Below are 1,102 nucleotides of genomic sequence, written 5' to 3' on the forward strand. Positions count from 1 at the left end.
GCGCCGAAGCAGTCGTAGACCGTGCAGCCGGTGAAGCCCGTCTGCCGGAGCTTCGCGTGGATGCCGCAGCGGTGATCACCTCGGAGGTTCGGGCACGGTGTCCCCGCGGCCTTGTCGATCGCGAAGTAGCCGCCGCCCGGCTCGGCGCCCGTACGGTCCCGCTGGCCCGGGTCGGCGACGACGCGTACGGCAGGCTGCTGCTCGACTCGCAGCGGGCCGCCGGGGTCGACACGGTGGGCGTGCTGGTCGGCGGGGCACCGACCGGGGTCGCGCTGATCACGGTGGACCCGTCCGGCGACAACAGCATCGTGGTGTCGCCGGGGGCCAACGGGAAGCTGTTCCCCGTCGACATCCAGGCCGCGGCGTGTCTCTTCCAGGCCGCCCGGGTGGTCTCCGTGCAGCTGGAGATCCCGCTGGAGACGGTCGCGGAGGTCGTACGGAATCTGGCGGACGGCAGTCGCTTCGTGCTGAATCCGTCGCCGCCGCGGCCACTGCCGTCCCAAGTCCTGGCGGCCTGCGACCCGTTGATCGTCAACGAGCACGAGGCGAAGGTGATCCTCGGGGACGCCTGTGTGAGCGAGCGGCCCGAGGACTGGGCGCGGATCCTGCTGGCGAAGGGGCCGCGTTCGGTGGTCGTGACGCTGGGCGCGGAGGGCGCGTTGGTGGCCTCCAAGGACGGGGTCACCCGGGTGCCGTCCGTGAAGGTGGACGCCGTGGACACGACGGGTGCGGGCGACGCGTTCACCGCGGCGCTGGCCTGGAAGCTGGGCACGGGTGCGGCGCTGGCGGACGCGGCGGCGTACGCGGCGCGGGTCGGGGCGGCGGCGGTCACCAGGAAGGGCGCCCAGGAGTCCTTCCCGACCGCGGACGAGGTTGCCGCGCTGTGAAGAAGGCAGGGATCCTCAACCGTCATCTCTCCGGCGCGCTGGCCGAGTTGGGGCACGGGGACGGGGTGCTGGTGTGCGACGCCGGGATGCCGATCCCGGCCGGTCCCCGGGTGGTGGACCTGGCGTTCCGGGCCGGGGTGCCGTCGTTCGCGGAGGTGCTGGACGGGCTGCTGGCCGAGCTGGTGGTGGAGGGCGCGACGGCGGCGAGCGAGGTG

The 1,102-nt window shown here is 73.5% G+C and carries 2 protein-coding genes; both read left to right on the forward strand.

The annotated features are described in order from the left end of the window. Window positions 1-41: 41 nt before the first annotated feature. Window positions 42-887 (forward strand): ribokinase, encoded by an 846-nt coding sequence (locus tag R6V09_RS53680; protein ID WP_317888632.1) that lies wholly within the window; start codon window positions 42-44, stop codon window positions 885-887. Continuing rightward, a partial coding sequence (locus tag R6V09_RS53685; protein ID WP_317888631.1) for an RbsD/FucU domain-containing protein occupies window positions 884-1,102 on the forward strand: 219 nt, incomplete at its 3' end. The genes R6V09_RS53680 and R6V09_RS53685, both read left to right, overlap by 4 nt.

This window comes from Streptomyces sp. W16, assembly GCF_033194735.1.
Classification (GTDB): Bacteria; Actinomycetota; Actinomycetes; order Streptomycetales; family Streptomycetaceae; genus Streptomyces.